This is a genomic window from Teichococcus aerofrigidensis, assembly GCF_054073225.1.
Genome location: NZ_JBSXMU010000007.1, coordinates 22,607 through 49,365 on the forward strand (window position 1 = coordinate 22,607; position 26,759 = coordinate 49,365).

The 26,759-nt window shown below is 69.4% G+C and carries 23 protein-coding genes; 22 read left to right on the plus strand and 1 reads right to left on the minus strand.

Annotated elements, in window-relative coordinates:
* Nucleotide 1: 1 nt before the first annotated feature.
* The 9 genes from nuoH (at nucleotide 2) to ACVMLK_RS03360 (ending at nucleotide 10,313) form a co-directional block, all read left to right on the plus strand.
* Nucleotides 2-1,012, plus strand: coding sequence for an NADH-quinone oxidoreductase subunit NuoH (nuoH, locus tag ACVMLK_RS03320; RefSeq protein WP_198364594.1), 1,011 nt, complete (start codon nucleotides 2-4; stop codon nucleotides 1,010-1,012).
* 53 nt (nucleotides 1,013-1,065) lie between these two features.
* Nucleotides 1,066-1,554: an NADH-quinone oxidoreductase subunit NuoI gene (nuoI, locus tag ACVMLK_RS03325; RefSeq protein ID WP_198364595.1), complete on the plus strand. Its 489-nt coding sequence runs from the start codon at nucleotides 1,066-1,068 to the stop codon at nucleotides 1,552-1,554.
* Between the two features lie 127 nt (nucleotides 1,555-1,681).
* Nucleotides 1,682-2,407 carry an NADH-quinone oxidoreductase subunit J gene (locus ACVMLK_RS03330; RefSeq protein WP_422924599.1) on the plus strand — a complete coding sequence of 242 codons (726 nt, stop codon included), beginning with the start codon at nucleotides 1,682-1,684 and terminating at the stop codon, nucleotides 2,405-2,407.
* Nucleotide 2,408: 1 nt separating this feature from the next.
* A complete protein-coding gene (gene nuoK, locus ACVMLK_RS03335) occupies nucleotides 2,409-2,720 on the plus strand; it encodes an NADH-quinone oxidoreductase subunit NuoK (protein ID WP_198364997.1) in 312 nt (103 codons plus the stop codon).
* Between the two features lie 4 nt (nucleotides 2,721-2,724).
* Nucleotides 2,725-4,641 carry an NADH-quinone oxidoreductase subunit L gene (gene nuoL, locus ACVMLK_RS03340; protein WP_457485623.1) on the plus strand — a complete coding sequence of 639 codons (1,917 nt, stop codon included), beginning with the start codon at nucleotides 2,725-2,727 and terminating at the stop codon, nucleotides 4,639-4,641.
* Nucleotides 4,638-6,149, plus strand: coding sequence for an NADH-quinone oxidoreductase subunit M (locus tag ACVMLK_RS03345; RefSeq protein WP_198364598.1), 1,512 nt, complete (start codon nucleotides 4,638-4,640; stop codon nucleotides 6,147-6,149). The genes nuoL and ACVMLK_RS03345 overlap by 4 nt, the downstream gene beginning before the upstream one ends.
* A gap of 5 nt (nucleotides 6,150-6,154) precedes the next feature.
* Nucleotides 6,155-7,573, plus strand: coding sequence for an NADH-quinone oxidoreductase subunit NuoN (gene nuoN / locus ACVMLK_RS03350; protein WP_198364599.1), 1,419 nt, complete (start codon nucleotides 6,155-6,157; stop codon nucleotides 7,571-7,573).
* The gene (locus ACVMLK_RS03355) at nucleotides 7,570-8,337 is read left to right on the plus strand and encodes a biotin--[acetyl-CoA-carboxylase] ligase (protein ID WP_457485624.1); all 768 of its coding nucleotides are present in this window, start codon (nucleotides 7,570-7,572) and stop codon (nucleotides 8,335-8,337) included. Before nuoN ends, ACVMLK_RS03355 begins: the two co-directional genes overlap by 4 nt.
* A gap of 317 nt (nucleotides 8,338-8,654) precedes the next feature.
* Nucleotides 8,655-10,313: a ribonuclease J gene (locus ACVMLK_RS03360; RefSeq protein ID WP_457485625.1), complete on the plus strand. Its 1,659-nt coding sequence runs from the start codon at nucleotides 8,655-8,657 to the stop codon at nucleotides 10,311-10,313.
* 24 nt (nucleotides 10,314-10,337) lie between these two features.
* On the opposite strand, the gene ACVMLK_RS03365 is transcribed toward ACVMLK_RS03360, so the two are convergent.
* Complete coding sequence (locus ACVMLK_RS03365; protein WP_457485626.1) at nucleotides 10,338-11,456, minus strand: acyltransferase family protein; 1,119 nt, start codon at nucleotides 11,454-11,456, stop codon at nucleotides 10,338-10,340.
* A gap of 272 nt (nucleotides 11,457-11,728) precedes the next feature.
* On the opposite strand from ACVMLK_RS03365, the gene ACVMLK_RS03370 reads away from it, so the two are divergent.
* The 13 genes from ACVMLK_RS03370 to rseP all read left to right on the plus strand — a co-directional run bounded on the left by ACVMLK_RS03370 (nucleotide 11,729) and on the right by rseP (nucleotide 26,578).
* Complete coding sequence (locus ACVMLK_RS03370; protein ID WP_198364603.1) at nucleotides 11,729-11,992, plus strand: DUF1467 family protein; 264 nt, start codon at nucleotides 11,729-11,731, stop codon at nucleotides 11,990-11,992.
* Between the two features lie 402 nt (nucleotides 11,993-12,394).
* A complete protein-coding gene (gene proS / locus ACVMLK_RS03375; protein WP_422924587.1) occupies nucleotides 12,395-13,705 on the plus strand; it encodes a proline--tRNA ligase in 1,311 nt (436 codons plus the stop codon).
* Nucleotides 13,706-13,713: 8 nt separating this feature from the next.
* Nucleotides 13,714-14,967: a lipoprotein-releasing ABC transporter permease subunit gene (locus ACVMLK_RS03380; RefSeq protein ID WP_198364605.1), complete on the plus strand. Its 1,254-nt coding sequence runs from the start codon at nucleotides 13,714-13,716 to the stop codon at nucleotides 14,965-14,967.
* Nucleotides 14,960-15,640, plus strand: a complete 681-nt coding sequence (locus tag ACVMLK_RS03385) for an ABC transporter ATP-binding protein (RefSeq protein ID WP_422924585.1) — start codon at nucleotides 14,960-14,962, stop codon at nucleotides 15,638-15,640. Before ACVMLK_RS03380 ends, ACVMLK_RS03385 begins: the two co-directional genes overlap by 8 nt.
* A gap of 58 nt (nucleotides 15,641-15,698) precedes the next feature.
* Entirely contained in the window at nucleotides 15,699-19,148 is a 3,450-nt protein-coding gene (dnaE, locus tag ACVMLK_RS03390) for a DNA polymerase III subunit alpha (protein WP_457485627.1), read from the plus strand.
* Between the two features lie 211 nt (nucleotides 19,149-19,359).
* On the plus strand, nucleotides 19,360-20,193 hold the full coding sequence (gene rpsB, locus ACVMLK_RS03395) for a 30S ribosomal protein S2 (protein WP_198364608.1): 834 nt from the start codon (nucleotides 19,360-19,362) through the stop codon (nucleotides 20,191-20,193).
* Between the two features lie 31 nt (nucleotides 20,194-20,224).
* Nucleotides 20,225-21,139: a translation elongation factor Ts gene (gene tsf, locus ACVMLK_RS03400; protein WP_198364609.1), complete on the plus strand. Its 915-nt coding sequence runs from the start codon at nucleotides 20,225-20,227 to the stop codon at nucleotides 21,137-21,139.
* A 169-nt stretch (nucleotides 21,140-21,308) separates the two neighbouring features.
* On the plus strand, nucleotides 21,309-22,028 hold the full coding sequence (pyrH, locus tag ACVMLK_RS03405) for a UMP kinase (RefSeq protein ID WP_198364610.1): 720 nt from the start codon (nucleotides 21,309-21,311) through the stop codon (nucleotides 22,026-22,028).
* Nucleotides 22,029-22,053: 25 nt separating this feature from the next.
* Nucleotides 22,054-22,626 (plus strand): ribosome recycling factor, encoded by a 573-nt coding sequence (frr, locus tag ACVMLK_RS03410; RefSeq protein ID WP_198364611.1) that lies wholly within the window; start codon nucleotides 22,054-22,056, stop codon nucleotides 22,624-22,626.
* 8 nt (nucleotides 22,627-22,634) lie between these two features.
* Nucleotides 22,635-23,402 (plus strand): polyprenyl diphosphate synthase, encoded by a 768-nt coding sequence (uppS, locus tag ACVMLK_RS03415; protein WP_198364612.1) that lies wholly within the window; start codon nucleotides 22,635-22,637, stop codon nucleotides 23,400-23,402.
* Between the two features lie 3 nt (nucleotides 23,403-23,405).
* Nucleotides 23,406-24,263: a phosphatidate cytidylyltransferase gene (locus ACVMLK_RS03420; protein WP_198364613.1), complete on the plus strand. Its 858-nt coding sequence runs from the start codon at nucleotides 23,406-23,408 to the stop codon at nucleotides 24,261-24,263.
* Nucleotides 24,260-25,426, plus strand: a complete 1,167-nt coding sequence (gene dxr, locus ACVMLK_RS03425) for a 1-deoxy-D-xylulose-5-phosphate reductoisomerase (RefSeq protein WP_457485628.1) — start codon at nucleotides 24,260-24,262, stop codon at nucleotides 25,424-25,426. Before ACVMLK_RS03420 ends, dxr begins: the two co-directional genes overlap by 4 nt.
* 42 nt (nucleotides 25,427-25,468) lie before the next feature.
* Entirely contained in the window at nucleotides 25,469-26,578 is a 1,110-nt protein-coding gene (gene rseP / locus ACVMLK_RS03430) for an RIP metalloprotease RseP (RefSeq protein WP_457485629.1), read from the plus strand.
* The last annotated feature ends 181 nt before the right edge of the window (nucleotides 26,579-26,759 follow it).

Here is a 26,759-nt window from a genome sequence, read left to right on the forward strand (position 1 = left end):
GATGGAAGCCTTTCTCACCTCGCCGCTCGGCGTGCTGATCATCACGGTGGCGCAGACCCTGGCGATCCTGGTGCCGCTGCTGATCGCGGTCGCCTACATGACCTATGCCGAGCGCAAGATCATGGCCGCCATGCAGATGCGTGTCGGCCCCAACATGGTCGGGCCGCTCGGCCTGCTGCAGCCCTTCGCCGACGCGGCGAAGATGCTGTTGAAGGAGACCATCATCCCGGCCGGCGCCAACCGGGCGTTGTTCATCGTCGGGCCGGTGCTGACCTTCATCCTGGCGATGATCGCCTGGGCGGTGATCCCGGTGAACGAGGGCTGGGCGATCGCCGACATCAATGTGGGCGTGCTGTACCTGCTGGCGATCAGCTCGCTCGGCGTCTATGGCATCGTCATCGCCGGCTGGGCCTCCAACTCCAAGTACGCCTTCCTGGGCGCGCTCCGCTCGGCGGCGCAGATGGTCTCCTACGAGGTCTCGATGGGCCTTGTGATCGTGACCGTGCTGCTCTGCGTCGGCAGCCTGAACCTGACCCAGATCGTTCTGGCGCAGAAGACGGTGTGGTTCTTCATCCCGCTCTTCCCGATGTTCGTCATCTTCTTCATCTCGACCCTGGCCGAGACGAACCGCCCGCCCTTCGATCTGGCGGAGGGCGAGTCGGAACTGGTGGCGGGCTTCATGGTGGAATACTCCTCCATGACCTACGCCCTGTTCTTCCTGGGCGAATACGCCAACATGTTCCTGATGTCGGCGATGACCTCCCTGCTCTTCCTGGGAGGGTGGCTGCCGCCGATGGATATCGCGCCCTTCAACTGGGTGCCGGGGCCGCTCTGGTTCATCCTGAAGATCTGCCTGGTCATGTTCACCTTCGTCTGGGTGCGCGCGACCTTTCCCCGCTACCGCTATGACCAGCTGATGCGGCTGGGCTGGAAGGTCTTCCTGCCCTTCAGCCTGGGCTGGCTGATCCTGACGGCTTTCGTGCTCAAGGTGATGGGATGGCTGCCGGCATGAGCGGGCTTGTCGAAATGTTCGGCGCGGGCTACCCCCGCGCGGCGAGGTGAGAGATGGCGACGCTGGACCGCATGGCGCGCACCTTCCTGCTGGCCGAGCTGGCCTCGGGCATGGCGCTGACGCTGAAGTACTTCTTCAGTCCGAAGAGCACGATCAGCTATCCCTTTGAGAAGACCGCGCTCTCGCCGCGCTTCAAGGGCGAGCACGCGCTGCGCCGCTATCCGAACGGCGAGGAGCGCTGCATCGCCTGCAAGCTCTGCGAGGCGGTCTGCCCGGCGCTGGCCATCACCATCGAGGCCGAGCCGCGCGAGGACGGGTCGCGGCGCACCACGCGCTACGACATCGACATGACCAAGTGCATCTATTGCGGCATGTGCGAGGAAGCCTGCCCGGTGGATGCCATCGTCGAGGGGCCGAACTTCGAGTTCGCCACCGAAACGCATGAGGAACTGATCTACGACAAGGCCCGGCTGCTCTCGAATGGCGACCGCTGGGAGCCGGAGATCGCCAAGCGCCTCGAACTCGACGCGCCCTACCGTTGACGACCGCCGCGGGGATGGATCTGGCCGTGACCTCCCCGCTGCCTGACCCTCACGGCCCCGCCCTCCTGCCAGGGCGGCTCTCCCGGAACGGTGCCATGACGCTGCATCAGCACGAGGGCGGGCTGCGATGATCGCCGCACTCGCCTTCTACGTCTTCGCGGCCATCCTGATCGCCTCGGCGGCCATGGTGGTGACCAGCCGCAACCCCGTGCACAGCGTGCTGTTCCTGATCCTGGCGTTCTTCAACGCCGCGGCGCTGTTCCTGATCGCGGGGGCCGAGTTCCTGGCGATGATCCTGGTCATCGTCTATGTGGGCGCGGTCGCGGTCCTGTTCCTGTTCATCGTGATGATGCTGGACATCGACTTCACCCAGCTGCGCGAGGGCTTCCAGCGCTACGCGCCGGTGGGCGCGGTGATCGGCGGCATCCTCTTTCTGGAGCTGCTCTTCGTCTTCGGCAGCTGGCAGTTCGCGCCCGAGGCGACGGCGCTGCGGATCAACCCGATGCCGGCCGATCCGACGCTGACCAACACCGAGGCGCTGGGGCGGCTGCTCTACACGGATTATATCCTGCTCTTCCAGATCGCCGGGCTGATCCTGCTCGTCGCCATGATCGGCGCCATCGTGCTGACGCTGCGCGACAAGCAGCCGAACAGCCGGCGGCAGGACATCGCCGTTCAGGTGGCCCGCGCCGAGGCGGTCAGCCTGACCTCGGTGCCGCCGCGCACCGGCCTCGGCGTGCTGGGCATCCAGCGCCGCAAGCTGCCGGAGCCGCCGAAGCCCAAGTCGCTCGGCCATGCCGGGCATGGCCACGGCCATGACGAGGACGGCCATCATGGCGGGGGGCACCACTGAGATGCTGACCATCGGTCTCGGCCACTACCTGACGGTGGGGGCCATCCTGTTCCTGCTGGGCGTGCTCGGCATCTTCCTGAACCGGAAGAACGTCATCGTCATCCTGATGTCGATCGAGCTGATCCTGCTCTCGGTGAACCTGAACATGGTGGCCTTCTCCGCCGCGTTGCAGGACCTCACCGGCCAGATCTTCACCCTCTTCATCCTGACCGTGGCGGCGGCCGAGGCCGCCATCGGCCTGGCCATCGTCGTCATCTACTTCCGCAACCGCGGCAGCATTGAGGTGGAGGATATCTCCACCCTGAAGGGCTGAACCCATGTATGTCGGTGCGGTTTTCTTCCCCCTGCTCGGAGCCTGCATCTCCGGCTTCTTCGGCCGCTGGATCGGCGACAAGGCGGCGCAGTGGTCGACCGTGGCCTGCATGGCGCTGGCCGCGGCCTGCGGCCTGACCGCCTTCGTCCAGGTGGCGCTGGGCCATGTGCCCGTCACCCTCGAGATCGTCACCTGGCTCGATGTCGGCGGCCTGCAGCTCTCCTGGGCGCTGCGCTACGACACGCTGGCGGCGATGATGGTCGGCATGGTCACGCTGATCTCGACCATGATCCACCTCTACAGCGTCGGCTACATGTCGCATGACGAGACGCAGCCGCGCTTCTTCGCCTATCTCTCGCTCTTCACCTTCATGATGCTGATGCTGGTGACCGCGGACAACCTGCTCCAGCTCTTCTTCGGCTGGGAAGGCGTCGGCCTCGCGAGCTATCTGCTGATCGGCTACTGGTACGAGCGCGAGAGCGCCAACCGCGCCGCGATGAAGGCCTTCATCGTCAATCGCGTGGGCGACCTCTTCTTCATGCTCGGCATGGCGCTGACCTTCTGGACCTTCGGCAGCATCGAGTTCAACACCATCTTCCAGGGTGTCGAGGCGGCGCGTCAGCTCACCTTCGCCGGCCTGCCGGTGCTCGAGGTCATCGCGCTGCTGTTCTTCCTGGGCGCGATGGGCAAGTCGGCGCAGATCGGCCTGCACACCTGGCTGCCGGACGCGATGGAGGGCCCGACCCCGGTCTCGGCCCTGATCCACGCGGCCACCATGGTCACCGCCGGCGTCTTCCTGATGGCGCGCATGTCGCCCCTGGTGGAATACGCGCCGAACGTGCTGGGCTTCGTCACCGTGATCGGCGCGACGACGGCGCTCTTCGCCGCCTCGGTCGGCATGGTGCAGAACGACATCAAGCGGGTCATCGCCTATTCGACCTGCTCGCAGCTCGGCTACATGTTCTTCGCGGTCGGCGTCGGCGCCTATCAGGCGGCGGTGTTCCACCTCTTCACCCATGCCTTCTTCAAGGCGCTGCTCTTCCTGGGCGCGGGCTCGGTGATCCACGCCATGTCGGACGAGCAGGATATCCGCCGGATGGGCGGGATCTGGAAGAAGATCCCGGTGACCTACGCGATGTTCTGGATCGGCTCCCTGGCGCTGGCGGGCGTGCCCTACTTCGCCGGCTACTACTCCAAGGACATGATCCTCGAGGCGGCCTTCGCCGGTCATGGCTGGACCGCGACCTATGCCTTCGTCTGCGGCATCCTGGCCGCCTTCCTGACCGCCTTCTACTCCTGGCGCCTGATCATCCTGACCTTCCACGGCACGCCGCGCGCGGACCATCACACGATGGAGCATGTGCACGAGAGCCCGCTGGTCATGCTGGTGCCGCTCCTCGTCCTGGCGCTGGGCGCGCTGTTCACCGGCGCCTATTTCTACGACGACTTCGTCGGCCACCACTGGGCCGAGTTCTGGAACGGCGCCATCGTCAACGCGCCGCACAACCACATCATGCACGAGGCGCACGAGGTTCCCTCCTGGGTGCCGCTGGCGCCGACGGTGGTGGGTCTGGCCGGCATCGCCCTGGCCTATGCCTTCTATATGTTCATGCCGCAGATGCCGGGGCGGATCGCCGCCGCGGTGCCGGGCCTGTACCGCTTCCTGCTCAACAAGTGGTATTTCGACGAGCTCTATGACCGGATCTTCGTGCGGCCGGCGCGCCGCCTCGCCGTCATGCTGTGGAAGGTCGGGGACGTGAAGATCATCGATGGCATGCCGAACGGCGCGGCGGCGTTGACCGCCCAGGCGTCCGGTCGCGTGGTGCGGCTGCAGTCCGGGCGGGTGGCGAGCTACGCCTTCGCCATGATCATCGGGCTTGTCCTCTTCGTCAGTATCTTCCTGTTCGGGATCGGCCGATGAACGCCGCGGGCTTCCCCCTGCTCTCGCTGCTCACCTTCCTGCCGCTGGTGGGCGCGGGCATCATCCTCTTCATCCGTGGCGAGGAGGCGGTCGTCGCCTCCAACGCCCGCTGGACGGCGCTCTGGACCAGCCTGATCGTCTTCGGCCTGTCGCTGATCCTGTGGTTCCAGTTCGACAAGACGACGGCGGATTTCCAGTTCGTCGAGCAGATCGAGTGGATGCCCGAGTTCGGCCTCGGATACCGCATGGGCGTGGACGGCATCTCCGTCCTCTTCGTCCTGCTCTCCGCCGTGCTGACCCCGCTCTGCATCCTCGCCTCCTGGGAGGCGGTGGAGAAGCGGGTGCGGGAGTACATGATCGCCTTCCTGGTCCTCGAGACCATGATGATCGGCATGTTCTCCGCCCTCGACATCGTCATCTTCTACGTCTTCTTCGAAGGCGTGCTGATCCCGATGTTCCTCATCATCGGCATCTGGGGTGGCGCGCGCCGGGTCTACGCCGCCTACAAGCTCTTCCTCTACACCCTGCTCGGCTCGCTGCTGATGCTGCTGGCGGTCTTCACCCTGTGGTTCGAGGCCGGCACCTCCAGCATCCCGGCGCTGTTCGAGCTGACCATCGCGCCCAATGTCCAGGTCTGGCTGTTCCTGGCCTTCTTCGCCTCCTTCGCGGTGAAGGTGCCGATGTGGCCGGTGCACACCTGGCTGCCGGACGCCCATGTCGAGGCGCCCACGGCGGGCTCGGTCATCCTGGCCGGCGTGCTGCTCAAGATGGGCGCCTATGGCTTCCTGCGCTTCTCCCTGCCGCTGCTGCCGCAGGCGACCGAGTGGTTCGCGCCGCTGATCTTCGCGCTCTCCGTCATCGCCGTGGTCTACACCTCGCTGGTGGCGCTGGCGCAGGAGGACATGAAGAAGCTGATCGCCTATTCCTCGGTCGCCCATATGGGCATCGTGACGATCGGCATCTTCACCCTGAACCACCAGGGCATCTCGGGCGCCATCTTCCAGATGCTGAGCCATGGCGTGGTCTCGGGCGCGCTCTTCCTCTGCGTCGGCGTGCTCTACGACCGGGTGCATTCCCGCGAGATCGCCCGCTATGGCGGCGTCGCCAAGATCATGCCGAGCTACGCCATGGTCTTCATGCTCTTCACCATGGGCTCGATCGCGCTGCCCGGCACCGCGGGTTTCCCTGGCGAGTTCCTGGTGATCGTCGGCGCCTGGCACGCCAACCCCTGGGTCGCCTTCGGGGCCGGCCTCGGCATGATCCTGGGCGCGGGCTACATGCTCTACCTCTATCGCCGCGTCGTCTTCAGCAAGATCACGCGCGAGGACCTGCGGGCGCTGCTCGACCTCAGCCCGCGCGAGTACATCACCTTCGCGCCGCTGATCCTGCTGACCCTCTGGATGGGCGTCTATCCTTCCTCCTTCCTTTCCTTCTTCGAGGCCAGCGTCGCGGCCCTCGTCACGCGGCATGAAGCCGCGATGGCGCTGCCGCGCATGGCCGGGATGTGACCGGCATGAACTGGACCCTCATCCTCCCCGAGCTGGTGCTGGCCCTGGTGGGCCTCGCCGCCCTGGCCGGCGGCGTGCTGCCGAAGCGCGACACGCATTTCGCCGTCAACATGGCGGTGCTGGGCGGGCTTCTACTCACCGCCGTCCTGGTCGTGGCGCAGCCGGAGGGCGACGCCTTCAACGGGCAGTACGTCGCCGATGCCTTCACCCGCTTCATGAAGCTGCTGGTCCTGGCTGGCGCCGCGCTCGGCCTCCTCCTGGCGATGGACTGGAACGAGAAGGAGGGGCTGGGCAAGTTCGAGTTCCCGGTGCTGCTGCTGTTCAGCAGCCTCGGCATGATGGTCATGGTCTCGGCCAACGACCTCATCGCGCTCTATCTCGGCCTCGAGCTGCTCTCCCTCTCGCTCTATGTCATCGCCGCCTTCAACCGCGACAGCGAGCGCTCGGCCGAGGCCGGGCTGAAGTACTTCATCCTGGGCTCGCTGGCCTCGGGCCTGCTGCTCTACGGCTCCAGCCTGATCTATGGCTTCAGCGGCTCGACCAATTTCGACGCCATCGCCGATGCCCTGACCGGGATGGAGAGCGTTCCTTTCGGCGTGGTGGTGGGTCTGGTCTTCGTGCTCGCGGCCCTGGTCTTCAAGGTCTCGGCCGTGCCCTTCCACATGTGGACGCCGGATGTCTACGAGGGGGCGCCCACCCCGGTGACGGCCTTCTTCGCCTCGGCGCCGAAGGTCGCCGCCGTCGCCCTTCTGACCCGTGTGGCCGCGGGCCCCTTCGGCGACCTGGTCGGCCAGTGGCAGCAGGTGATCATCCTCTGCTCGCTGGGCTCGATGATCCTTGGCGCGCTCGCCGCCATCGGGCAGAAGAACATCAAGCGCCTGATGGCCTATTCCTCGATCGGCCATGTCGGCTATGCCCTGCTGGGCCTCGCCGCCGGCACCGAGTTCGGCGTTCGCGCGCTGCTGCTCTATATGGCGATCTACCTCTTCACCAATGTCGGCGCCTTCGCCGTGCTGGTGGCGATGCGCCGCAACGGCCGCGCGCTGGAGGGGGTGGACGACCTCGCGGGCCTGGGCAAGGCAGACCCGGCCATGGCGCTCGCCATGACCTGCTTCATGCTCTCCATGGCGGGCATTCCGCCGCTGGCCGGCTTCTTCGGCAAGCTCTACGCCATCGGCGCGGTGTGGCAGGAAGGCTTCGTCACCCTCGGCGTGGTCGCGGTGCTCAGCTCCGCCGTCTCGGCCTACTACTACCTGCGCGTCATCAAGGTCATGTACTTCGATGCCGGAGAGGCGCTCGATCCACGCCCGACGAGCCTGTCGGTGGTGCTGACCGGGACCGGCCTCTTCACCGTCTTCTTCTTCGCCTTCCCGGCGCCCTTCATGGCGGCGGCGCAGGCGGCGGTGCTGGCCCTGCTGGGGTGAACCGTCCCGACGCCTCGTGGCGCCTCGCCGTCCATGAGGAACTGGCCAGCACGCAGGATATCGTGCTGGCCGCCGCGGCGGCGGGCGAGCCGGCGGGGTTCGCCGTCCTCGCCCGGCGGCAGACCGCCGGTCGCGGCACCCAGGGGCGCATCTGGAACTCCTCCGAGGGCAATCTCCACCTCTCCCTGCTGCTGCGCCCCGATGGGCCGCTGCGGAGCGTGCCGCACTGGTCGCTGCTGGCCGCGGTCGCCCTGGCCGAAGCCGTGGCCGCCCATCTGCCCGAGCCGGCGGCGCTGCGGCTGAAATGGCCGAACGACCTGCTGCTGGATGGGGCGAAATGCGCCGGTATCCTGACCCAGGCGGCGCCGGACGGGGCGGGGGGCGCCGGCTGGGTGGTCGTCGGGATAGGGGTGAATCTCCGCCACGCCCCGCATCTTGGGGACCGTGCCGCCACCAGCCTCGCGGCGCGGGGCGGCGCGGTGCCGGAGCCGGTTTCCTTCGCCTGGGAACTTCTCGGCAGGCTTGATCTCTGGCGTGCGCGGTATGCCGCCGAGGGCTTCGGTCCGGTGCGGCGGGCCTGGATGGCGAGGGGCCCGCGGCCCGGCAGCACCTTGCGGCTGCGCCAAGCCGGCCGGCTGGTCGAGGGACGCTATGGCGGCCTGGATGGCGACGGGCGGTTGCTGCTGGAACGGGAGGAAGGGCCGCTGGCAATCTCCTCGGGCGAGATCGAGACGCAGGACTTGTCGCCCGTCCGCAATCCGTGATCGCGGGCGGTCTCGTTCCGTCGGTGCAATCGGCTGGCAAGTAAGGCTATGTGGACGGTGTGAGAGGGTATGACGTCCGACTCCGCGCGGGACGGCGCGGCGACATCCAGCGATTCCCGCTGCCTGGGGCCGCGCCGCGGTGGCCCGTGGGCACTGGCGATATTGGCACGGGCCCGTGCCACCCCATCTTTCTTCCACGGAATTCGCCTGACGCGCGCCACGCTCCCGCTGGAGCGGCGCTGACGAAGGCTCTCGAATCTGCCCCCGGATCACCCCTGGGCGTATGACTGAATGAACATCACGACTGGTCAGGATACATGAATCTTTACAATAGCGATCTGGCCTTCATCCCGCTCGGCGGGACGGGGGAGATCGGCCTCAACCTGAATGTCTACCGCTGCGACGGGCAGTTGCTGGCTGTCGACTGCGGCATCGGCTTCGGCGGCGCCGAGCAGCCCGAGGCCGAGGTGATGGTGCCGGACCCGGCCTGGCTGGCCGAGCGGCGCGACAAGCTGCTGGGCCTGGTGATCACCCATGCGCATGAGGACCATATCGGCGCGGTGGCGCCGCTGTGGCCGCAGCTGCGCTGCCCGGTCTATGCCAGCCCCTTCGCCGCCTCCGTGCTCCGGCGCAAGCTGGGTGAGGCCGGCCTGCTCAGCCAGGTGAAGATCGTCACCGTCCCGCTCGGGGGCAGCCTGGAGCTTGGCCCTTTCCAGCTGCGCTTCATCCGCGTCACGCATTCGGTGCCGGAGCCGCAGTCCCTGGCCATCCGCACCCCCTACGGCACCGTGCTTCACACCGGGGACTGGAAGCTCGACCCCGATCCGCTGATCGGCGAGCCGGCCGATGAGGCGGCCTTCGCCGAGCTCGGCCGGGAAGGGGTGCTGGCCATGGTCTGCGACAGCACCAATGCGCTGGTCGAGGGGCATTCCGGCAGCGAGGCGGAGGTGCGGCGCAATCTCACCGCGCTGATCCGCCAGCTGAAGGGCCGCGTCGCCGTGACCTGCTTCGCCACCAATGTGGCGCGGGTCGAATCCATCGCCCTGGCGGCCCGGGCGGCGGGGCGTCAGGTGGCGCTGTTCGGGCGCAGCCTGCGCAACGCGGAGGCCTCGGCGCGGGAATGCGGCTATCTCCAGGAGGTGCCGCCCTTCATCCATGAGGACGACGCCGACGACGTGCCGGACGATCAGCTGCTGATCATCTGCACCGGCAGCCAGGGCGAGCCGCGCTCGGCCATGGCCAAGATCGCCGCCGATACCCATCCGCGCATCTCGCTGGGCGAGGGGGACACGGTCATCTTCTCCTCCCGCATGATCCCGGGCAACGAGCGGGCCATCCTGCGGCTGCAGGACGATCTGGCGCGCGGCGGCTGCCGGGTGATGACGGCGGATGACCACATGGTGCATGTCTCCGGCCATCCGGCGCGGGACGAGCTGAAGCGCCTCTATTCCCTGGTGAGGCCGCGCTTCGCCGTGCCGGTGCATGGCGAGTGGCGCCACCTCCAGGAGCACGCCGCCCTGGCGCGGGAGATGGGCTCGACCCCCGTTCTGGTCGAGGATGGCGATGTCCTGCGCCTCGGGCCGCTGTCGGGCAACGCCGTCCCCGACGTGGTGGAAGGCGTGCCGACCGGCCAACTGGTGCTCGATGGCGACAGGCTGCTTCCCCTGGAGGGCGGCGTGCTGGGCGCCCGGCGCAGGATGCTGTTCAACGGCATCGTCGTGGCGTCGCTGGCGGTGGACCGGGGCGGACGCGTGCTCGGCACGCCCCAGGTTTCGGCGCCGGGCCTCTTCGACATGGCCGACGTCGCTCCGGGACAGATCGCCGAGGAACTGGCGCGCGCGGTGGGCGACCTGCCACCGGCCCTGAAGCAGGAGGACGACATGCTGCGGGACGCCGCCCGCACGGTGCTGCGCAAGGCGCTCGGCCGGCGCCTGCGCAAGCGGCCGAGCGTCGAGGTGCATCTGCTGCGCGTCTGAGAGCGGCGGCGTCCGGCCGGTGTCTTATCCCGGTCGGGTCCGCAGGGCCCCGCTGCGCGGTGGCGGAAGCGTGCGGGCCAGCCGGTGCGCCGGCTGTTCCACGCCATGGTGCAGCGCCAGGGCGAGCGGGAAGGAGAGCGGAACGGCGAGGGCGGCAATGGCCAGCGGCCCCGCCTGATCCCGCAGCGCATGCGTCAGGGTCAGCAGCACCGGCATGTGCGCCAGATACAGGCTGAAGGAGATGCGGCCGAGCCGGAGCAGGCCTGGCCACCTCAGGATCCGCGCCAGCGCGCCCTCGTGCTGCGCCAGCAGGATGAGCAGAACCGAGCCGGCGATGACACCATAGTCATGCGCCGCCGCCGCCATGACGACCACGGCGATGCCGGCGGCGAGGCGTTGCGTGCCGTCCAGCGAGAGAGGGGGCCGGAGCGCCAGGGCGGCGCCGGCGGCGAAGGCCGGCAGGAAGCCGGCGGAGGCCGCGAAGGTGCGCCCCAGGCTCTCGCCGAGGGAAATATGGCCTTCCGGCATCCCGGCCATTCGCGCCACCGCCGCGCCGAGCATCGCGAGGGCCATCAGCAGGGCGAGCCTGCCGTGGAACAGCAGGGCGAGCGGCAGCAGGAGGGCGATGCGCCACTCATGCACCAGGGACCAGAGGACGGGGTTGAGCTGGAAGCCATCGCCGTGGCTGAGCAGCATCCCCTGCTCCAGGAGGCCGCCCCAGGACCAGGGGGCGCTCCAGGCGGCACCGGCCAGGAGATGCGGCGCCCCCTCCGGCAGCGGGCCATGCCAGACCAGCCTTTGCAACAGTGCCGAGAGGAGCAGCGAGGCCATCACCGGCAGGCCGAGGCGGAAGGCCCGCTGCAAGGCGAAATGCCACCAGCCGGCGACGCTCAGCACCGAGCCGGGCTGTCGCGCCTCCTGCGCGGCCAGCGCCCGGGTGAGGACAAAGCCGCTGAGCACGAAGAAGAACACCACCGCCTGCCGCCCCGTGGCGAGGGGCCGCAAGGGCGTCTCGGCCAGCAGCCAGGCCAGGGCAGGGGGCACCGAGGGGAGGGTCAGATAGGCATGGTGCAGGACCACAACGAGCGCGGCGAGGCCGCGCAGGGAGTCGAGTTCAACCAGTCTTGCGTTGGAAGCCGTCATGCGTGTCCCGGTTCAGGAGAAGGCCGGGACGCCGGGGCGGAGCCGGGCCATGGACCGCGCCGTGACGCGGATCCGAGGAGGGGCGAAGCGCGGAAGCGGCGCCGGCGCAGGCAAGCGCCAGGATGTGGCAGGCTTGTGGCAGGCGTTTCACAAGGCCGTGGGCCCGCTCCGTCCTGGCCCCTGGTCCCGGCCCCTGGCCGGCGCGCGGCGGCTGGCCTATGTCCCGCGCCAGGTGCCAGCCCACGGCGGCGCCCGGAGGAGGAGTGGCTGGCATGAACCTGTTCACCGGCTTCGTGGTCTATTTCCTGGTCTGGTGGACGGTGCTGTTCGCGGTGCTGCCCATCGGAGTCCGGCCCGAGCCCGAGGGCGATCCCGCCATCGGTGGGTGGCGCGGCACCCCCCGATCGCCAGGGCTGCTGAAGAAGGCTTTGCTGACGACCCTGCTGGCGACCCTCATCTGGCTGGGGATCGAGCTGCTGGTGAGCAGCTCCTGGCTCAGCTTCCGCGAGGGATGGCTGGCGATGCCTACGGAATAGGCTTCTTGGCGGGATTTGAGCAGAAAAAGCTCATCATTCGAGCGCATACGCCTCGGACGCCCGTTTTTTCAACAGGCATCCGAGGTTTTTGCATTGCAGCGTGAAGCCTGGCCAGACACCATGGGTTCAGGAAGAGAGCTGGTTCTCTTCCTGCCGTGTGACTGGCGTTTCCTCCCTAAACTCGGGCCGCACTTCGGTGTGGCCCTTTTTTTTCGTTGTATCCGGCGACACTGCGGGAGTGAAGGAGGTTTGTTCGTCATTCGATGGGGAATTGACGTATTATTTCTATTTCTTGCAGTGCAGCATAATTTTATTGCGGCGCATCATGGCTGGCGGCGGCCTCTGGCATAACGCGCCGCCGGCCCTTACCTTCCGCCGGCCTGATGCTCCGGAGTTCCGACCTTGCGCCTGTCCCGCGCCTTCCTGCCGACCCTGAAGGAAATTCCCGCCGAGGCGGCGATCGCCTCGCACAAGCTGATGCTGCGCGCCGGGATGATCCGGCAGACCAGTGCCGGCCTCTACGCCTGGTTGCCGCTCGGCCTGCGCGTCCTGCAGAAGGTCAGCCAGATCGTGCGCGAGGAGCAGGATGCCGCCGGGGCGCAGGAGATCCTGATGCCGACGATCCAGAGCGCCGACCTCTGGAAGCAGTCCGGCCGCTACGAGGATTACGGCAAGGAGATGCTGCGCATCACCGATCGCCACGAGCGGGAGATGCTCTACGGCCCGACCAATGAGGAGATGGTGACCGACATCTTCCGGTCCTATGCGCGCTCCTACCGCGATCTGCCGCGCAATCTCTATCAGATCCAGTGGAAGTTCCGCGACGAAATCCGCCCCCGCTTCGGCGTCATGCGCGGCCGCGAGTTCCTGATGAAGGACGCCTATTCCTTCGACCTCGACCAGGAGGCGGCGCGGCTCTCCTACAGGAAGATGTTCGTGGCCTATCTGCGCACCTTCGCGCGGATGGGGCTCAAGGCCATCCCGATGCGCGCCGACACCGGCCCGATCGGCGGCGATCTCAGCCATGAGTTCATCATCCTGGCCGAGACCGGCGAGAGCCAGGTCTATCTGCACCGCGACCTGCTGGAGTTCGACGTGCTGGCGCAGACGCCGGACTACGACGGCGACCTCAGCCCGATCGTCGACTTCTGGACCAGCCGCTACGCCGCGACCGAGGAGATGCACGACGAGGCCGCCTGGAACGCCGTGGAGGGCGATGCCCAGGTTTCGGCCCGCGGCATCGAGGTCGGCCACATCTTCTATTTCGGCGAGAAGTACGCGAAGCCCATGGGCCTGACCGTGGCCGGGCCGGACGGCCAGCCGGTGGTGCCGCATATGGGCAGCTACGGCATCGGCGTCTCCCGCCTGCTCGGCGCCATCATCGAGGCCAATCACGATGAGGCCGGCATCAAGTGGCCCGAGCCGGTGGCGCCCTTCCGCTGCGCCATCCTCAACCTCAAGCCTGGCGATCTGGCGACCGACGCGCTCTCCGAGAAGCTCTTTGCCTCGCTGCCGGGCGACGCCGTCTATGACGACCGCAACGAGCGGGCGGGCGTCAAGTTCAACGACGCCGACCTGGCCGGCTACCCCTGGCAGGCCATCATCGGCCCGCGCGGCGCGGCCAATGGCGTCATCGAGCTGAAGCGCCGCGCGACCGGAGAGCGGCAGGAGGTCTCGATCGAGGCGGCCCTGGCGCAGATCCTCGGCCGCTGAGCCGCCACGTGTTCGGAGCCTTCGAGCGCAAGGTCGCGTTCCGCTATCTGCGGGCGCGCAAGGGCGAGCGCTTCGTCTCGGTGATCGCCACCTTCTCCCTGGTCGGCATCGCGCTCGGCGTCGCCACGCTGATCATCGTGATGAGCGTGATGAACGGCTTCCGGCAGGAACTGCTGGGCCGCATCCTCGGGCTGAACGGGCATCTCGGGGTCTATGCCGCCGGGCCGGGCGGCCTGCGCGACTACGACGACATCACCGCGCGCATCCGCCAGCTCGCCGGCATCGATTCCGCCGCGCCCATCGTCGAGGGGCAGGTGCTGCTGACCAGCGAGGCCGGCGGCGCCACCGGTGGCCTGGCGCGCGGCATCCGGCCCGAGGACCTGCGCGCCCGGCCGCTGCTCGCCGGCAATATCCGCGCCGGCAGCCTGGAGGCCTTCCAGGGCGAGGACGCCATCCTGATCGGCACCCGGCTGGCGCAGAAGCTCGGGGTCGGCATCGGCGACAGGGTCACGCTGGTCTCGCCGCAGGGCCGCACCACCGTCATCGGCACCGTGCCGCGACTGCGGGCCTATACGGTGGTGGCGATGTTCGAGGCGGGGATGAACGAATACGATTCGTCCTATGTCTTCCTGCCTCTGCCGGCGGCCCAGATCTACTTCCAGATGCGCGACGCCGCCTCGCAGATCGAGGTCTTCGTGCGCGACCCCGACCGGGTACGGCAGGCGAGCCGGGAGATCGTCGACGCGCTCTCGCCCCGCCCGGTGCGGGTGCTGGACTGGCAGGCCAGCAACAGCAGCTTCTTCGCCGCCGTCCAGGTCGAGCGCAACGTGATGTTCCTGATCCTGACGCTGATCATCATCGTCGCCGCCTTCAACATCGTCTCCTCGCTGATCATGCTGGTGAAGGATAAGGGACGGGATATCGCCATCCTGCGCACCATGGGCGCGACGCGCGGCGCGGTGATGCGGGTCTTCCTGATCTGCGGCACCTCGATCGGCGTGCTCGGCACCGGCATCGGCTTCGCCCTCGGCCTGGTCTTCTGCCTGAACATCGAGAGCATCCGCCAGGCGCTGCAGGCGCTGACCGGCACGCAGCTGTTCAGCCCGGAGGTCTATTTCCTGACCCGGCTGCCGGCGGTGGTGAACCCGCATGAGGTGGCGCAGGTGGTGCTGATGGGCCTCGGCCTGTCGCTGCTGGCGACGCTCTACCCGTCCTGGCGCGCCGCGCGCACCGATCCGGTGGAGGCCCTGCGCAATGAGTGAGGTCCGCCTGCGCCTCGAGCGCGTCGAGCGCCGCTTCCGCACCGAGGCGGGTGAGCTGCCCGTGCTGCGCGGCGCCGAGCTGACCCTGCATGCGGGGGAGATCGTCGCCCTGGTCGCGCCCTCGGGCACCGGCAAGTCCACCCTGCTGCACCTGGCCGGGCTGCTGGAGCGGCCCGATGCGGGGGAGGTGGTGATCGGCGGCCGGCCGGCCGGCACCCTGTCCGACGACGCGCGCAGCGCGCTGCGCGGCCGGGCCATCGGCTTCGTCTACCAGTTCCACCACCTGCTGCCGGAATTCACCGCGCTGGAGAATGTCGTGCTGCCGCAGATGGCGATCGGGACCGGCGAGAAGGAGGCCGCCCGCCGGGCGCGCGAGCTGCTGGCGGGCTTCGGGCTGGAAGGGCGGGAGGCGCACCGGCCCGGTCGCCTCTCGGGCGGCGAGCAGCAGCGCGTGGCCATCGCCCGGGCCCTGGCCAACCGGCCCGGCCTGCTGCTGGCCGATGAACCCACCGGCAACCTCGATGTCGCCACCGCCGAGCAGGTCTTCGCGCAGCTTCTGGCGGCGGTGCGGGGCGCCGGGCTGGCGGCGCTGATCGCGACGCACAATCCCGAGCTGGCGGCGCGGATGGACCGGGTGGTCACCTTGCGGGACGGACAGGTGGTGGTGGCCTGACCGCGCCGACTCCGCGGCGCGGCCTGCCTTCGGCGGCGGCTTCTGCTAAACTGCCGGGATGACCGCCAGCTTCGTCCATCTCCACGCCCACTCCGCCTATTCCCTCGCCGAGGGGGCGATCAAGACGGAGAAGCTGGCCGAGCTGGCCAGGGCACAGGACATGCCGGCCCTGGCGCTGACCGACACCGCCAACATGTTCGGCGCGCTGGAATTCGCCAAGGCCTGCTCGGGCAAGGGCGTGCAGCCCATCATGGGCTGCCAGCTCTTCCTCTCGCGCGGCGCGGCGGACGAGCGGCCCGAGGTGCTGCGCCTGCCGCCCGATCCGGTGGTGGCGCTGGCCATGAACGCGGAAGGGCTGGAGAACGTGCAGCGGCTCTCCTCCCAGGGCTTCCTGCGCGACGATCCCAGCGGCCGGCCGGCGGTCACGCTCGAGCTGCTGAAGCAGCATGCCGCGGGCGTCATCCTGCTCACCGGGCCCAGCACCACCGGTCCGCTGGGCCGTCTCCTGCAGGAAGGGCGGCGGGACGCGGCGCTGCGGCTGCTGCATGCCCTGCGGGAGAGCTTCACGGACGACCGCCTGGTGGTGGAGATGACGCGCCATGGGCTGGAGATCGAGCGCGTTCTCGACCCCGCCCTGCTGGCGCTCGCCGATGCCGCGGACCTGCCGGTCGCCGCCGCCAACGACATCTACTTCGCCCGGCCCGAGATGTACGAGGCGCATGACGCGCTGCTCTGCATCGCCGAGGGGCGCACCCTGGCCGAGACGGACCGCCGCCGCGTGACGCCGGAGCATCACTTCAAGTCCGCCGAGGCGATGCGGGCCCTGTTTCGCGACCTGCCCGAGGCCTGTGACAACACCCTGGCGATCGCGCGGCGCTGCACGGTCATGGCGGAGACGCGCAAGCCCGAGCTGCCGGTCTGCCCCAAGGTCCAGCCCGGCATGACCGAGGCCGAGACGGTGCGCGACATGGCGCGGCGCGGCCTGGAGGTGCGGCTCGATGCGCAGGGCACGCCGCCGGGGGAAAAGGACCGCGCCGCCTATCGCGAGCGGCTGAACTTCGAACTCGACGTCATCGAGAAGATGGGCTTCTCGGGGTATTTCCTGATCGTCGCCGACTTCATCCAGTGGGCCAAGCAGAACGACATTCCGGTCGGGCCGGGGCGTGGCTCGGGCGCCGGCTCGGTGGCCGCCTGGGCGCTGCTGATCACCGACCTCGACCCGCTGCGCTTCGGCCTGCTCTTCGAGCGCTTCCTGAACCCCGAGCGCGTCTCGATGCCGGATTTCGACATCGACTTCTGCCAGGACCGCCGCGACGAGGTGATCCAGTACGTCCGCCGCGAGTATGGCGAGGACCGGGTGGCGCAGATCATCACCTTCGGCCGGTTGCAGGCCAAGGCGGTGGTGCGGGATGTCGGCCGGGTCATGGGGATGCCCTACGGGCAGGTCAACAAGATCGCCGAGCTGATCCCCTTCAACCCGGCCAAGCCGGTGACGCTGCAGCAGGCCATCGACGGCGAGCCGCGCCTGCAGGAGATGCGCGAGGCGGACGAGACGGTCGCCCGTCTGATGGAGACCGCCCTGGTGCTGGAGGGGCTGTACCGCAACGCCTCCACCCACGCGGCGGGCGTCGTCATCGGGCGCAAGCCGCTGATCGACACCGTGGCGCTCTACCGCGATCCGCGGTCGGACATGCTGGTGACGCAGTACTCGATGAAGTACGTCGAGAATGCGAGCCTGGTGAAGTTCGACTTCCTCGGCCTCAAGACGCTGACGGTGCTCGAGCGCGCGGTGGGGATCCTGCGCGAGGAGGGCGAGACGATCGACCTCGCGAAGATCCCGCTCGACGACCGGAAGACCTACGAGATGCTGGCGCGGGGCGATTCCGCCGGCGTGTTCCAGTTCGAGGGCCAGGGCATGCGCGACTGCCTCCGCATGATGCGCCCCGACCGCTTCGAGGACCTGATCGCCGCCGTCTCGCTCTATCGGCCGGGCCCGATGGCCAATATCCCGGCCTATTGCGCCCGCAAGCATGGCGAGCCCTGGGAGCCGGTGCACCCCTCCATGCGCCATCTGGTGGAGGAGACTTACGGCATCCTGGTCTATCAGGAGCAGGTCATGCAGATCAGCCAGGACGTGGCCGGCTATTCGCTGGGCGGCGCCGACCTGCTGCGCCGCGCCATGGGCAAGAAGATCCGCTCCGAGATGGAGGCCCAGCGCAGGATCTTCGTCGAGGGCGCGGTGCGGAACGGCGTGCCGGAAGGCAAGGCCGGCGAGATCTTCGACCTGATGGAGAAGTTCGCGGAATACGGCTTCAACAAGTCGCACGCGGCCGCCTATGCGCTGGTCGCCTACCAGACCGCCTGGCTGAAGGCGAATTATCCGGTCGCCTTCCTGGCCGCCTCCATGACGCTCGACATGGACAAGACCGAGAAGCTCGCCAACCACATGCAGGAGGCCTCGCGGCTCGGCATCCCCGTGCTGCCGCCGGACGTGAACCGCTCGGCGGCCGAGTTCCGCGTCGAGCGCCGGGAGGATGGCGGGCAGGCGATCCGCTTCGCGCTCGCCGCCGTCAAGCGCGTCGGGCTGCAGGCGATGCGGGATCTGGTGCGGGCGCGCGACGCTCGGGGGCCCTTCGCCTCGGTGGCGGAGTTCGCCGGCCGGGTCGATCCCAAGCTGCTCAACAAGATGCAGCTGGAGAATCTGGCGCGGGCCGGCGCCTTCGACAGTCTGGAGAAGAACCGGGCGCGGATGGCGGCCAGCGCCGAGGTCATCCTGCGCCGCGCCCAGGCCAGCGCCGAGGAGCGGGTCTCGAGCCAGATCGGCCTGTTCGGCGGCGGCGACTCCCGGCCCGAGCCGCTGCGCCTGCCGGAGGTGCAGGACTGGCCGGAGCTGGAACGGCTCAGCCAGGAGGCCGAGGCGGTCGGCTTCCACCTCTCGGCCCATCCGCTCGACACCTACCGGGATGTGCTGAGGAAGCTGCGTGCCGTGCCGATCGCCCAGCTGCAGCAGCGCGCCGAGGCGGGGGCGGGGGTCCTCAGGATCGCCGGCACCGTGGTCAACAGCAAGGAGCGCACCACCCGGACCGGCAGCCGCATGGCCTGGCTGCGCCTCTCGGATGCCAGCGGCAGCACCGAGGTGACGCTCTTCTCCGAGGTGCTGCTGAAGAACCGGGCGCTGCTCTTCGAGGGCAACGCCCTTCTGGTCACCGCCGAGGCGCGCATGGAGGGCGAGACGCTGCGCCTGACCGCCCAGGGCCTCGAATCCCTAGACAAGGCGGCGGCGGGGGTGGGGCAGATGCTGCGCCTCAGGATCGAGGCGGCCGAGGCCGTGGCGCCGATCCGCGCCATGCTGGAGAAGGAGGGGCCCGGCCGGGGCCGCGTCGTGCTGGTGCCGCGCCTGGGCCCGGCGCAGGAGGTCGAGGTCGCCCTGCCGGGGCACTGGAACGTCTCGCCCCGCCTGGCCCAGGCGATGAAGGTGGTCCCCGGCGTCGAGGTGCTGCCGGCCTGACGCCGCTATCCGCTGGCGCCCGCGGGCCAGGGATTTCTTGCCAGCGGCGGCCCATCCGCCTATATCGCCCCCGCCGGCGCGGGACGTCCCCGCGCCGGCAAATCCGCACGCGGCGCGCCCTTCCACCCGCAGGTGACAGGGTCCGGTCCCCGAAAGGGGCGAAGCGCCGCGGAGGCTCAACCGGACGTGACCTGAAGGAAGGACCGCCACCATGGCGATGCCAGAAGTTTCCCTGCGCCAGCTGCTCGAGGCCGGTGTCCATTTCGGCCACCACACCCGCCGCTGGAACCCGCGCATGGCGCCCTACATCTTCGGCGTGCGCAACCAGGTGCATATCCTGGACCTGCAGCAGACCGTGCCGATGCTGGACCGCGCGCTGCGCACGATCCGCGACGTGGTGGCGGGCGGCGGCCGCGTGCTCTTCGTCGGCACCAAGAAGGCGGCGGCGGAGTATGTGGCGGACGCGGCGACCCGCTGCGGCCAGTACTACGTCAACCACCGCTGGCTCGGCGGCATGCTGACCAACTGGAAGACCATCACCGGCTCCATCAAGCGCCTGAAGCAGATGGACGAGCAGCTCGCCGGCAACACCCAGGGCCTGACCAAGAAGGAGGTCCTGATGCTGACCCGCGAGCGCGAGAAGCTCGACCGCGCGCTGGGCGGCATCCGCGAGATGGGCGGCCTGCCGGACATCATCTTCGTCATCGACGTGGTGAAGGAGAAGCTGGCGATCGAGGAGGCCAACAAGCTCGGCATCCCCGTCGTGGCCGTGGTCGACTCCAACGCCGATCCCGAGGGCGTGGCCTTCCCGATCCCGGGCAATGACGACGCCATCCGCGCCATCAACCTGTATTGCGACCTGGTCGCCGGCGCCGTCTTCGACGGCATCAGCGCCGAGCTGCAGGCCTCCGGCGTCGATCTCGGCGCGTCCGAGGACCTGGGTGCCGAGGAGCTGCCGGTGGTCGAGGGCGTCGAGGGTGCCGCCGTGGCGGAGGCCGAGGCCGCCGTGGGCGGTCCCGATGCCCCGGTCGCGCCGCAGGCCTGACTGATCGATCCGTCCGACAGGAGCGAGTGATATGGCTGAAGTGACGGCCCTGATGGTCCGCGACCTGCGCGAGAAGACCGGCGCGGGCATGATGGACTGCAAGAAGGCCCTGGTCGAGAACAACGGCGACGCCGAGGCGGCCATCGACTGGCTGCGCAAGAAGGGCCTCGCCGCCGCGGCGAAGAAGTCCGGCCGCGTGGCCGCCGAGGGGCTGATCGGCACCGCGACGGGCCCGCAGGTGGCGGGCATGGTCGAGGTCAATGCCGAGACCGACTTCGTGGCGCGCAACGAGATGTTCCAGAACTTCGTCGCCGAGGTGGCCGGGCTGGTCCTCTCGGTGGGCGAGGATGTCGAGCAGCTCAAGGCGGCGACCTATCCCGGCACCACCCATTCGGTGCAGGACGAGCTGACCCGGCTGATCGCCACCATCGGCGAGAACATGTCCATCCGCCGCGCCCGGCGCCTGACGGTGCCCTCGGGCACGGTGGCGACCTATGTCCACTCGGCGGTGAAGCCGGGCCTGGGCAAGATCGGCGTGGTCGTGGCGCTGGAGGCCGCCTCCGAGCTGGAGGCGCTGGAGACGCTGGGTCGCCAGATCGGCATGCATGTCGCGGCCGCCCGCCCCGACGCGCTCGACGTCTCGGCGGTCGATCCCTCGGCGCTGGAGCGAGAGAAGGCGGTGCTGACCGAGCAGGCGCGCGCCTCCGGCAAGCCCGACAACATCATCGAGAAGATGGTCGAGGGCCGGGTCCGCAAGTACTACGAGGAAGTGGTGCTGCTGGAGCAGGTCTGGGTGCATGATGGCGAGAGCCGCGTGAAGTCCATCGTCCAGAAGGCCGGCGCCAAGCTGACGGGCTTCGCCCGCTTCCAGCTCGGTGAGGGCATCGAGAAGGAAAGCAGCGACTTCGCCGCCGAGGTCGCCGCCGCGGCCGGGACCGCTGGCTGAAATGTGAAGGGCGGGAGGGTTCGCCCTCCCGCGCCTCGTCTTATTCGCGTCATATTGTCTGATTTTAAAGGCTGTACCTCCGCCGGGCCGGTTCATGGCCTTGCTGCGGGAGTAGCGGCTGCCTATCGTGCCGCGCCCCTTCATGACTCTTGTGCCCGGAACCAGACCCATGTCCGCCCCGACCTACAAGCGCGTCCTCCTCAAGCTGTCGGGTGAGGCTCTGATGGGAGGGCGGGATTACGGGCTGGACACCGGCACCGTCCGGGCGATCGCCGGGGACATCAAGGACGTGGTCGATCTCGGCGTCGAGGTCTGCGTCGTGGTGGGCGGCGGCAATATCTTCCGGGGCGTCGCCGGCGCCTCCTCCGGGATGGACCGCACCCAGGCCGACAGCATGGGCATGCTGGCCACCGTGATGAACGCCCTGGCCATGCAGAACGCGCTGGAGAAGATCGGCGTGCCGACGCGGGTGCAGTCGGCGATTCCGATGAGCAGCGTCTGCGAGCCCTTCATCCGCCGCCGCGCCGAGCGGCACATGGAGAAGGGGCGGGTGGTGATCTTCGCCGCCGGCACCGGCAATCCCTTCTTCACGACCGACACCGCCGCCGCCCTCCGCGCCGCCGAGATGGGCTGCCAGGCGCTGCTGAAGGGCACGCAGGTGGACGGGGTCTATTCCGCCGATCCGCGCAAGAATCCGCAGGCCGAGCGCTACACCACCCTGACCTATCTCGACATGCTGGCGCGCGATCTCGCGGTGATGGATGCCGCGGCCATCAGCCTGGCGCGCGAGAACAAGCTGCCGATCGTCGTCTTCAACATCCACGAGCCGGGCGCCTTCACCGCCGTGATGCAGGGCGAGGGCCGCTTCACCACGGTGGTGGACCAATAAGAGCAGAGAGAAGGAGGCACTGGCCATGGCCGCACCTGCCGATCTGAACACGCTGAAGCAGGATCTGACCCGCCGCATGGAGGGTGCCCTGGAGTCGCTGCGCAAGGAGTTCTCCGGCCTGCGCACCGGCCGCGCCTCCCCGGCGCTGCTGGAGCCGATCCGGGTCGAGGTCTATGGCGCCAACCAGCCGCTGGCCCAGGTGGCGAATGTCTCGGTCTCGGGGCCGAGCATGTTGTCCGTCCAGGTCTGGGACCGTTCGGCGGTGAAGGCGGTCGAGATCGCCATTCGTGACTCGGGCCTCGGCCTCAACCCCCAGGCCGAGGGCCAGACCATCCGCGTGCCGCTGCCGCCGCTGAGCCAGGAGCGCCGCAACGATCTCGCCAAGCAGGCGGCGAAGTACGCCGAGGCCGCCAAGGTGGCCGTGCGGGGCGTCCGCCGCGATGGCATGGAACAGATCAAGGGCTGGGAGAAGAAGTCCGAGATCGGCAAGGATGACGCCAAGACCTGGTCCGACGAGGTGCAGAAGCTGACCGACCTGAACATCAAGAAGGTCGATGAGCTGCTCGCCGAGAAGGAAAAGGACATCAAGGCGGTCTGACCAGCAGAATGAGCGCCGCGCCCCTCAATGCCGGCGTCGCCCTGGCGGCGCTGCCGGTGCCGGCGGAGCCTCAGCAGGGCCCGCTGCATATCGGCCTGATCATGGACGGCAACCGCCGCTGGGCGAAGGCCCGCGGCCTGCCGCGCGCGATCGGCCACAAGGCCGGGGTGGACGCGGTGCGCCGGGCCATCCAGGCCACGGCCGATGCCGGCATCCCCTGGCTGACGCTCTTCGCCTTCTCCTCGGAGAACTGGCGCCGCTCGGCCGACGAGGTGCGCGACCTCACCGGCCTGCTGCGCGTCTATCTGCGGCGGGAAGTGGGATCGCTGGCGAAGAATGGCGTGCGCCTTCGGGTCATCGGCGAGCGTGACCGCTTCGGGCCGGAGACGGTCTCGGCGATCGAGGCGGCCGAGGCCGCGACGGCGCACAACACCCGCCTCAACCTCACGGTCGCGCTCTCCTACGGCGCCCGGGCGGAAATCGCCGCCGCCGCCCGCGCCCTGGCGCGCGAGGTCGCCGCCGGGCGGCTCGATCCGGACCAGGTGGACGAGGGGGGCCTGGCGCGGCATCTGGCGACGCGCGACATGCCGGACCCCGACCTGATCATCCGCACCTCGGGCGAGCAGCGCCTGTCCAACTTCCTGCTCTGGCAGGCGGCCTATGCCGAGTTCGTGTTCCTCGACGTGCTCTGGCCGGATTTCGACGCCCCGCATCTGCAACAGGCCCTGGCGGAGTATCGCAGCCGCAACCGCCGCTTCGGCGTCGGCGCCGGCTGAGGCATGACGCCGGAAAGTCCCGCCGCGGCAAAGCGGTGGCGCGACCTGCGCAAGCGCGCCCTCTCGGCCCTGGTGCTCGGCCCCGGGGCCCTGCTCTGCATCTGGCTCGGCGCGCTGGCCTGGACCGGGCTGATGACCATCGCGGTGGCGGTGCTCACCTGGGAATGGGTGCGGCTCTGCGGATTACGGAGCCATCTCTGGCCCGGCATGGCGGTGCCGGCGGTGGTCTTTCTCGCCTGCGCGCTGGCGGTGTTCCAGTTCAGCCACCTGGCCCTGGCGGTGCTCGTCCTCGGCTCCCTGGCGGTCTGGCTGACGGCGCCGCGGCTTCGCCGCCGGACGGGGCCGCCGCCGCCGGCGAGCTGGCTGGCGCTGGGTGTCCTGTATATCGGCCTAGCCGGCATCGCGCTGATCGAGCTGCGGCACGACAACGAGGCCGGGCGCGGCAATGTCTTCTTCCTCTTCCTGGTGGTCTGGGCGAGCGACATCGGCGCCTATCTCGTTGGCCGGCTTCTCGGGGGGCCGAAGCTCGCCCCGGCGATCTCGCCCGGCAAGACCTGGTCCGGCGCCGCCGGCGGGCTGGCCTCGTCGATGGCGGTCGGCTGGCTGGCGGCCGACTGGCTGGCGCCGGGCAATCCGGATGCCGTCAAGGTGCTGGCCGTGGCCGCCCTGCTCGGCGTCGCGACCCAGTTGGGCGACCTGCTGGAAAGCGCGGTGAAGCGCCGCTTCAAGGTGAAGGATTCCTCGATGCTGATCCCTGGGCATGGCGGGCTGCTCGACCGGCTGGACGGGTTGCTGGCCGCGGCGCCGGTCGCCGCCCTGCTGGCCTTCGGGGTCGGCTATGGCGTGCCGCTGTGGCGATGAGCCCGCGTAGCGTCACCATCCTGGGCAGCACGGGCTCGGTGGGGCGCAGCACCGTCGCCCTGCTCGATGCCGCCGCGCCGGGCCGCTTCACCGTCACCGCCCTGGTCGCCGGCCGTGATGCCGCCGGCCTGGCGGAGCAGGCCCTGCGGCTGCGCCCGCGCCTGGCCGTGCTGGCCGATCCGGCCGCCGGGGCCGAGCTGGCCGAGCGGCTGAAGGGCAGCGGCATCGCGCATGACTGCGGCCCCGCCGCCGTGGCCGCCGCCGCCTCCCTGCCGGCGGACTGGACCATGGCGGCCATCGTGGGCGCCGCCGGATTGCAGCCGGCCCTGGCGGCGCTGCGGCGTGGCGGCACCCTGGCCCTGGCCAACAAGGAGGCGCTGGTCTGCGCCGGCGATCTGGTGCTGGCCGCCGCGCGGCAGGCCGGCGCCACGCTGCTGCCGGTGGATTCGGAGCACAACGCGATCTTCCAGGCCTTCGACGCCGCCCGGCCCGGCGCGGTGGAGAAGATCATCCTGACCGCCTCGGGCGGCCCCTTCCGCGAGATGGCGCCGGAGCAGATGGCGCGGGTCACGCCGGAGCAGGCGGTCCGGCACCCGGTCTGGTCGATGGGCGCCAAGATCAGCGTCGATTCCGCCAGCATGATGAACAAGGGCCTCGAGCTGATCGAGGCGGCACGGCTCTTCCCCATCCCGGAGCCGCGCATCGAGGTGCTGGTGCATCCGCAATCGGCGGTGCACGGCCTGGTGCAGTACACGGACGGCTCGCTGCTGGCCCAGCTCGGTACGCCGGACATGCGGACACCGATCGCCCATGCCCTGGCCTGGCCGGAGCGCATGGCGGTGGAGGTGCCCCGGCTGGACCTGGCGGCCCTGGCGCGGCTCGATTTCTTCCCGCCCGATCCCGGGCGCTTCCCCTGCCTGCGCCTGGCGCGCGAGGCCTTGCGGGCGGGGGCAGGGGCCACCACCATTCTGAATGCCGCGAACGAGGTCGCCGTCGGCCTTTTCCTGCAGCGTCGGCTCGGCTTCCTCGACATCGCCGTGGTGGTCGAGGAGGCGCTGGAGGCGCTGGGCGCGCCGCAGACACCGGATCTCGATGCCGTGCTGGCGCTGGACGGGCTGGCGCGGCAGGATGCCCTGGCGCGTGCGGCCCGACGCGCCGCCTGAACAGACGCCCGCCGGAGCTTGCCGCGGGCCGGAGACGTGACCTTGGACTTCCTGCCTGAGCCGCTGCGCTCGATCCTCGCCTTCATCGTGGTGCTGGGCGTGCTCGTCTTCATCCATGAGCTCGGCCACTACCTGGCCGCCCGCTGGCGCGGGGTGCATGTGGAGGTCTTCTCGGTCGGCTTCGGCAGGCGCATCCGCAGCTGGACCGACCGTTACGGCACGGAGTGGCGGGTCTCCTGGCTGCCGCTCGGCGGCTTCGTGAAGCTGCACGGGCAGGAAGGGCCGGACGAAGCGACGCCGGAGCAGCGCGCCGGATGGAAGCCCGGCCGCACCTTCCACGACAAGCCGGTGAAGGACCGGGCGATCGTCGTCGCCGCCGGGCCCGTGGCCAACTTCCTGCTCGCCGCCGTGCTGTTCGGCGGCCTCTACATGACGGTCGGGCAGCCGCAGCCCAGCGCCATCGTGGGCACGGTGGTCGCCGGCAGCGCCGCCGAGCGGGCTGGCCTCCTGCCGGGCGACCGCATCCTCAGCCTGGACGGCGCGCCGGTGCGCCGCTTCGAGGAGTTGCAGCGCCACATCCAACCGCGCCCGGGGCAGCCGGTGGCGGTGCGAATCCAGCGTGGGGACGAGGAGCGCACCCTGACCGCCATCCCGGAACCGCGGGAGGTGAATGGCGCCAGTGTCGGGATGCTCGGTGTCTCGGGCGGGGCGGCGGAGTTCCGCCGCCTGAACCCGTTCAGCGCCATGGCGGCCGGCGTGACCCAGACCTGGGACGTGACGGTGCAGACCCTGGCGGGGCTCTGGCAGATGATCGCGGGCCAGCGCGGCACGGAGGAGTTGGGCGGCCCCCTGCGCATCGCCCAGCTCTCCGGTCAGGTGGCCGAGCTGGGCCTGCCCAGCCTGATCTCCTTCATGGCCGTGCTGTCGGTGAACCTGGCGCTGATCAACCTCTTCCCAATCCCCATGCTGGATGGCGGCCATCTGCTGTTCTACGCCGCCGAGGCGATCCGCGGCCGGCCCCTGCCGCCGCGCGCCATCGAGTACGGCTTCCGCGCCGGATTCGCCCTGCTGATCGCGTTGTTCATCTTCGCCACCTGGAACGACCTCTCGGGCATGGGCGTGGTCCGCTGGGTCAGCAGCCTGGGCGGCTAGCGGCGCGCCTGGTGGGATATTCAACCCCCGCGCGAGCGGCGGCGGGCCGGATCGTGGCAACCGATCAGGCGGGGGTGGCGGGCCACGGTTTTCCCCGCTAGTCTCCCGCCGCCCGAGACGCCTTGTTTTCGGTTGTTTTCCCTTCGCCTATCCGGGGGCCTTTCCATGGGCTCCCATCCAC

Bases quoted from the DNA above. Each gene is read 5' to 3' on its own strand.
- nuoH (WP_198364594.1), top strand. From the start codon at position 2: ATGGAAGCCTTTCTCACCTCGCCGCTCGGCGTGCTGATCATCACGGTG.
- nuoI (WP_198364595.1), top strand. From the start codon at position 1,066: ATGGCGACGCTGGACCGCATGGCGCGCACCTTCCTGCTGGCCGAGCTG.
- ACVMLK_RS03330 (WP_422924599.1), top strand. From the start codon at position 1,682: ATGATCGCCGCACTCGCCTTCTACGTCTTCGCGGCCATCCTGATCGCC.
- nuoK (WP_198364997.1), top strand. From the start codon at position 2,409: ATGCTGACCATCGGTCTCGGCCACTACCTGACGGTGGGGGCCATCCTG.
- nuoL (WP_457485623.1), top strand. From the start codon at position 2,725: ATGTATGTCGGTGCGGTTTTCTTCCCCCTGCTCGGAGCCTGCATCTCC.
- ACVMLK_RS03345 (WP_198364598.1), top strand. From the start codon at position 4,638: ATGAACGCCGCGGGCTTCCCCCTGCTCTCGCTGCTCACCTTCCTGCCG.
- nuoN (WP_198364599.1), top strand. From the start codon at position 6,155: ATGAACTGGACCCTCATCCTCCCCGAGCTGGTGCTGGCCCTGGTGGGC.
- ACVMLK_RS03360 (WP_457485625.1), top strand. From the start codon at position 8,655: ATGAATCTTTACAATAGCGATCTGGCCTTCATCCCGCTCGGCGGGACG.
- ACVMLK_RS03365 (WP_457485626.1), bottom strand. From the start codon at position 11,456: ATGACGGCTTCCAACGCAAGACTGGTTGAACTCGACTCCCTGCGCGGC.
- ACVMLK_RS03370 (WP_198364603.1), top strand. From the start codon at position 11,729: ATGAACCTGTTCACCGGCTTCGTGGTCTATTTCCTGGTCTGGTGGACG.
- ACVMLK_RS03385 (WP_422924585.1), top strand. From the start codon at position 14,960: ATGAGTGAGGTCCGCCTGCGCCTCGAGCGCGTCGAGCGCCGCTTCCGC.
- dnaE (WP_457485627.1), top strand. From the start codon at position 15,699: ATGACCGCCAGCTTCGTCCATCTCCACGCCCACTCCGCCTATTCCCTC.
- rpsB (WP_198364608.1), top strand. From the start codon at position 19,360: ATGGCGATGCCAGAAGTTTCCCTGCGCCAGCTGCTCGAGGCCGGTGTC.
- tsf (WP_198364609.1), top strand. From the start codon at position 20,225: ATGGCTGAAGTGACGGCCCTGATGGTCCGCGACCTGCGCGAGAAGACC.
- pyrH (WP_198364610.1), top strand. From the start codon at position 21,309: ATGTCCGCCCCGACCTACAAGCGCGTCCTCCTCAAGCTGTCGGGTGAG.
- frr (WP_198364611.1), top strand. From the start codon at position 22,054: ATGGCCGCACCTGCCGATCTGAACACGCTGAAGCAGGATCTGACCCGC.
- uppS (WP_198364612.1), top strand. From the start codon at position 22,635: ATGAGCGCCGCGCCCCTCAATGCCGGCGTCGCCCTGGCGGCGCTGCCG.
- ACVMLK_RS03420 (WP_198364613.1), top strand. From the start codon at position 23,406: ATGACGCCGGAAAGTCCCGCCGCGGCAAAGCGGTGGCGCGACCTGCGC.
- dxr (WP_457485628.1), top strand. From the start codon at position 24,260: ATGAGCCCGCGTAGCGTCACCATCCTGGGCAGCACGGGCTCGGTGGGG.